We start from the raw sequence: 5,621 nt of genomic DNA on the forward strand, positions 1-5,621 counted from the left end.
CGCCGCCACGCTGCGGCGCGGCTTCCTGTTCGGAACCGGCCGGCGGCACCAGGTGGCGCTCGCCATTGCCGATCAGGTCGGCGCGCCCCATGCGCTTCAGGCCCTCGCGCAGCACGGGCCAGTTTTCCGGGTCGTAGTAGCGCAGGAAAGCCTTGTGCAATTTGCGCGTCTTGCCGCTCTTCGCCGTGATGACTTCTTCCGAATCCTCGGTGACCTTGTGCAGCGGATTTTTACCTGTGTGGTACATCGTCGTCGCCATGGCCATCGGCGTCGGCGTGAACGTCTGCACTTGGTCGAGGTGGAAATTGTTCTTCTTCAGCCAGAGGGCCAGGTTCAGCATGTCCTCGTCGGTCGAGCCCGGGTGCGCGGCGATGAAGTACGGGATCAGGTATTGCTTCTTGCCCGCTTCCTTCGAGTACTTGTCGAACAACGCCTTGAACTCGTCATACGTGCCGATGCCCGGCTTCATCATCTTCGACAGGGTGCCCTCTTCCGTGTGCTCCGGCGCGATCTTCAGCAGGCCGCCCACGTGGTGCGTGACGAGTTCCTTGACGTATTCCGGCGAGCGCACGGCGAGGTCGTAGCGCAGGCCCGAGCCGATCAGGATCTTCTTGATGCCCGGGATCGCGCGCGCCTTGCGGTACAGCGAGATCAGCTTGCTGTGGTCGGTGCCGAGATTGCTGCAGATGGTCGGGTAGACGCACGACAGGCGGCGGCAGGACTCTTCGATTTTCTTGTCCTTGCACGCCAGGCGGTACATGTTCGCCGTCGGGCCGCCCAGGTCCGTGATGGTGCCGGCAAAATTCTTCGTCGTGTCGCGGATCAGTTCGATCTCGCGCAGGATCGACGGTTCCGAGCGGCTCTGGATGATGCGGCCCTCGTGTTCCGTGATCGAGCAGAACGTGCAGCCGCCGAAGCAGCCGCGCATGATGTTCACGGAATAACGGATCATTTCCCACGCCGGGATATGCGCCTTGCCATAGCTCGGGTGCGGCGCGCGCGCGTACGACAGATCGTAGACGCCGTCCATCTCGTCCATCGCGAGCGGCAGCGGCGGCGGGTTCAGCCAGACGTCGCGGTCGCCGTGCTGCTGCACGAGTGCGCGCGCATTGCCCGGGTTCGATTCCAGGTGGAATACGCGCGACGCGTGCGCATACATCACCGGGTCTTCGCTGACGGTCTCGAACGACGGCAGGCGCACGACGGTCTTCTGCGCTTTCTCGCGCGCGGCCGCCTGGCGCTGTTCGCGCGTCATGATGACGATCGGCTTCACCTCCGGCTCGGGCGCGGCGTTGTCGAGCGCGCACTGCTTCGGGTCTTCCAGCGCCATCGCGTACGGGTTCGGTTGCGGGTCAATGCGGCCCGGCACATCCACGCGCGTGGAATTGTGCACCGTCCACTCGTCGTCCGGCAGCCAGCCGTGCGGCACGAGGAAGGCCGTGCCGCGCAGGTCGCGGATCGTCTTGATGTTCTCGCCTGCCGCGATGCGGCGGGTGACGTCGACGAGCGCGCGTTCGGCATTACCGAAGATCAGGAGATCGGCCTTCGATTCGAACAGCACCGAGCGGCGCACCTTGTCCGACCAGTAATCGAAGTGGGCGATGCGACGCAGCGACGCCTCGATCGACCCGGCGATGACGGGCACGCCCGGAAACGCTTCGCGCGCACGCTGGCAGTACACGGTCACGGCGCGGTCCGGACGTTTATTCGGCTCGCCGTTCGGCGTGTAGGCGTCGTCCGAGCGGATCTTGCGGTCGGCCGTGTAGCGGTTGACCATCGAGTCCATGTTGCCGGCGGTGATGCCCCAGTACAGGTTCGGCTTGCCGAGCGCGCGGAACGGTTCCACGGAGGTCCAGTCCGGCTGGCTGATGATGCCGACGCGATACCCCTGCGCTTCCAGCAGGCGGCCGACCAGGGCCATGCCGAAGCTCGGATGGTCGATGTAGGCGTCGCCCGTGATCAGGATGATGTCGCACGAATCCCAGCCCAGCTTGTCCATCTCGGCACGCGACATGGGCAGGAACGGGGCGGCGGGCGCGCGGCTGGAACGCTTGGGGACGTTCGCGAAAAGATTGGCAGGGGAGTTCATTGGCCGGCATTTTACCGGAAAACGCCATATTTATCTGCCGGCCTCACTAAAAATGGCTTAGTTTTCAATGGCTTGTCTCATCCACGGCAGAATGGGCGCATCAGATCCCCATGCTCGCCAGAATATTGCCGAGCTCGCGCAGCGCCGGTTCCAGATGCGGGTGGCGGATGGCGAACCGGGCCGTCAACTCCTGCGTGCGCGAGGCCAGGCCGTACGTGTTCGCGTCGGGATCCTGGGCCCGTTTGTCGAGCACATGCTTGATGTCGCCGTCGAGCTGGCGCAGCAGCATTTCCAGTTCGTCGTCGACTTCGCCCGTTTCCTCGAGGCTGCGGTGCAGGCTCTTGAGGTGCGCTTTCAGGGTATTTTCGTTTTCAGGCAGCATGGCTTTCTCACGTCATGATGTTGTGAGAAAGTTTATACCTGATGGGGAGGTTTTGGCGCGCGGTGGTGTTTACATGTGATAAAACGCCATTCCCGACGGAACGGGAACGGCATGTTCATGCGTTTAGAACTGTCTCGGTAGGCGCGAACTGGTAGGGTGGGCGGCCCTCCGCCTCCGCCCACGCGGACGTTTGCAATCCGCATACGGCACGCGTGGGGATGTTCATATCTCGGGCCGCTGGCCCGAGATCCCCCCTACTGGGATAGCGCTTTATTCGTCGGTCAGGCCACGACGCTCCAGCAGTGGCTCGATCTTCGCATCGCGACCGCGGAAGTTGCGGTACATCTCCATCGCGTCCATCGTGCCGCCGCGCGACAGCAGCATCTGGCGGAAGCGGTCGCCGTTCTTGCGCAGCAGGCCACCGTTTTCCTTGAACCACTCGACGGTATCGGCATCCAGTTTCTCGGCCCACAGGTAGCCGTAGTAGCCGGCCGAGTAGCCGCCCGAGAACACGTGCGAGAAATAGGTCGTGCGGTAGCGCGGCGGGACGAGCGGGAAGTCGACGCCGGCGTCAAGCAGCGCGCTCGCCTCGAAGCCCAGCACGTCGATCGGGATCTGGTCGGCGCCGAGCTGGTGCCATTTCTGGTCCAGGATCGAGGCCGCCAGGTACTCGGTCGTGCGATAGCCTTCGTTGAACCTGGACGATGCCTGCACCTTGTCCAGCAACTCCTTCGGCATCGGCGCGCCCGTCTGGTAGTGCCTGGCGTAGTTGGCCAGCACTTCCGGCCAGGTCGACCACATCTCGTTGACCTGCGACGGGAACTCGACGTAGTCGCGCGGCACGCGTGTGCCCGAGAAACGCGGATATTTCACGTTCGAGAACATACCGTGCAGCGCATGACCGAACTCGTGGAACATCGTACGCACTTCGTCATACGTCAGCAGGGTCGGCTCGCCGGCCGCCGGCTTCGGAATGTTCAGGTGGTTGGCGATCACTGGGCGCGTGCCCAGCAGCTTGTTCTGGCCGACATACGCATTCATCCACGCACCGCCGCGCTTGTTCGAGCGCGCATACGGATCGTGCAGGAAGATCGCCAGCTGCTTGCCGTCGGCATCGAACACGTCGAACATGCGCACGTCCGCGTTGTACACCGGCAGGTCATGGCGTTCCTTGAACGTGATGCCATATTCCTTGGTGGCGGCGAAGAAAACGCCGTTCAGCAGAACAGTGTTGTATTCGAAATAGGGGCGCAGCTGGTTCTCGTCGAACGCGTAGCGTGCCTGGCGCACCTTGTCGGTGTAATAGTTCCAGTCGTAAGCGGTCGCCTGGAACTTGCCGCCGTCGGCATCGATGACCTTCTGGATCTCTGCCGCTTCCTTCTTCGCGTTGCGCACGGCCGGCCTGGCAAACTCGGAAAGAAGATTGTTGACGGCATCCGTCGTCTTGGCGGTCTGGTCTTCCAGCATGTAGGCGGCGTGGCTCGGATAGCCCAGCAGCTTGGCGCGCTCGGCGCGTGCCCTGGCGAGGTCCAGCACGAGCTGGCGGTTGTCGTAGTCTCCGCCGTGCCTGCCGCGCGCGAGCGACAGGGCCAGCAGTTTTTCGCGCGTCGCGCGGTGGGTCAGCACGGACAGCGGCGCCTGCTGCGTCGTGTTCACGACCGGCACCTTGAACTTGCCGTCGAGGCCATCCTTCTTCGCCAGCGCGGCGGCGGCGTCGATCGCTTTCTCCGACATGCCAGCCAGTTCCTCGCGGGTGTCGACGACGAGTGCCGACGCATTCGCTTCCTTCAGCACGTTCTGGCTGAACTGGGTCTGCAGTGCGGCGATCTTGCCGTTATAGGCCTTCAGCGTTTCCTTGTCGGTCGCGGACAGCTGGGCGCCGGCGCGCACGAAATCAGTGTGATAACGCTCGAGCAGATAGGCCGATTCCGGATCGAGGTGCAGCCTGGCGCGCTTGTCGTACAGCGTCTGGATGCGCTTGAAGAGCTTCTCGTTCAGGCGGATCCTGTCGCTGTGCGCGGCCAGTTTCGGCGCGAGATCCTTGTCGAGCGCGTCGAGCGTCGGATTGGTATTGCAGCCGACCAGGTTGAAGAACGTGGTCGAGACGCGGTTCAGCAGCTGGCCCGAACGCTCCATCGCGACGATCGTGTTCTCGAACGTCGGCGCGGACCTGGTATTGGCGATGGCGTCGATTTCCAACGACTGTTGGCGCATGCCTTCTTCGAACGCCGGCGCGAAGTCCTCGTTCTTGATCTTGTCGAAGGCCGGATACTGGAACGGCAAGGTGCTCGGCTTGGCGAACGGGTTGGACGCGGGCAGCAGCGAAGCAGGGGCGGCGGCATGGGCCAGGTTGGCGAAGGCTGCGGTAACAGCGACGGCCAGGATGTGGGAACGGTTCATTCTTTTGGGCTCCGGAGGGTTGTCGGATCCGCCCATGCTTGTGACACGGGCCGATCTTTTTGCTACGCACAACCATCCGTGCGGGCACGGCGTCGAGAAACCGGCGGCGGACACTGAAGGGACACTGCTGGGCAACGCATCGGTCGTGGTCGGACACGGAATGGGAACCGCCGGGACGAACCCGGCGGCGAGTGCCCACGAAGCATAACAGGGATATTGCCGAATGTTACATATTTACGGCCGAAAAAAATGGTAAGCCCGGGCCTTCAGCCTTGTTGAGACTGTTCTTCCTGCTCGATTTCCTCGACAACCTTTTCCTCGATACGGCGGTCAGGAATCAGCCACAGGACGGCCACGGCCGCATACACGAGGAACCCCAGCCAGGCGCCAAACCAGGACAGCGCCACACCCACGAGATACAGGACACACGACATCTTGCCCTTGCGGTCTTCGCCGATTGCCTCGGCCAGCGTGGCATTCTTCGGATGATTGGCGGTCAGTCCGCGTGCCAGCAGCATGTAGGCGACGGAGCACATGAACAGGACAAAACCATACGTCGCCGTCGGCCCCGTCTCGAAATGGTTCTCGCCCATCCAGGCGGTGACGAACGGGATCAGCGAGAGCCAGAACAGCAGATGCAGGTTCGCCCACAGGACGCCGCCGCTGACTTCCTTCACGGCGTGCAGCATGTGGTGGTGGTTGTTCCAGTAGATGCCCACGTACACGAAGCTCAGTACGTAGCTCATGAAC

General features: G+C 62.9%; 4 protein-coding genes. All 4 read right to left on the reverse strand.

The window, feature by feature from the left end; all coding sequences use genetic code 11:
• Positions 1-2,089: YgiQ family radical SAM protein (locus tag AC1DYX_RS26875; RefSeq protein ID WP_477264577.1), on the reverse strand; the 2,089-nt coding region annotated here is incomplete at its 3' end.
• A gap of 100 nt (positions 2,090-2,189) precedes the next feature.
• Positions 2,190-2,471: a DUF4404 family protein gene (locus tag AC1DYX_RS26880; protein ID WP_029757377.1), complete on the reverse strand. Its 282-nt coding sequence runs from the start codon at positions 2,469-2,471 to the stop codon at positions 2,190-2,192.
• Positions 2,472-2,741: 270 nt separating this feature from the next.
• Positions 2,742-4,871: a M3 family metallopeptidase gene (locus AC1DYX_RS26885; RefSeq protein WP_477264579.1), complete on the reverse strand. Its 2,130-nt coding sequence runs from the start codon at positions 4,869-4,871 to the stop codon at positions 2,742-2,744.
• A 266-nt stretch (positions 4,872-5,137) separates the two neighbouring features.
• A partial coding sequence (locus AC1DYX_RS26890) for a TMEM175 family protein (protein WP_477264581.1) occupies positions 5,138-5,621 on the reverse strand: 484 nt, incomplete at its 5' end.

This window comes from Massilia sp. P2_C2 (assembly GCF_056404615.1).

Coding starts and splice junctions, on each gene's coding strand:
- AC1DYX_RS26880 (WP_029757377.1), bottom strand. CDS start 2,471: ATGCTGCCTGAAAACGAAAATACCCTGAAAGCGCACCTCAAGAGCCTG.
- AC1DYX_RS26885 (WP_477264579.1), bottom strand. CDS start 4,871: ATGAACCGTTCCCACATCCTGGCCGTCGCTGTTACCGCAGCCTTCGCC.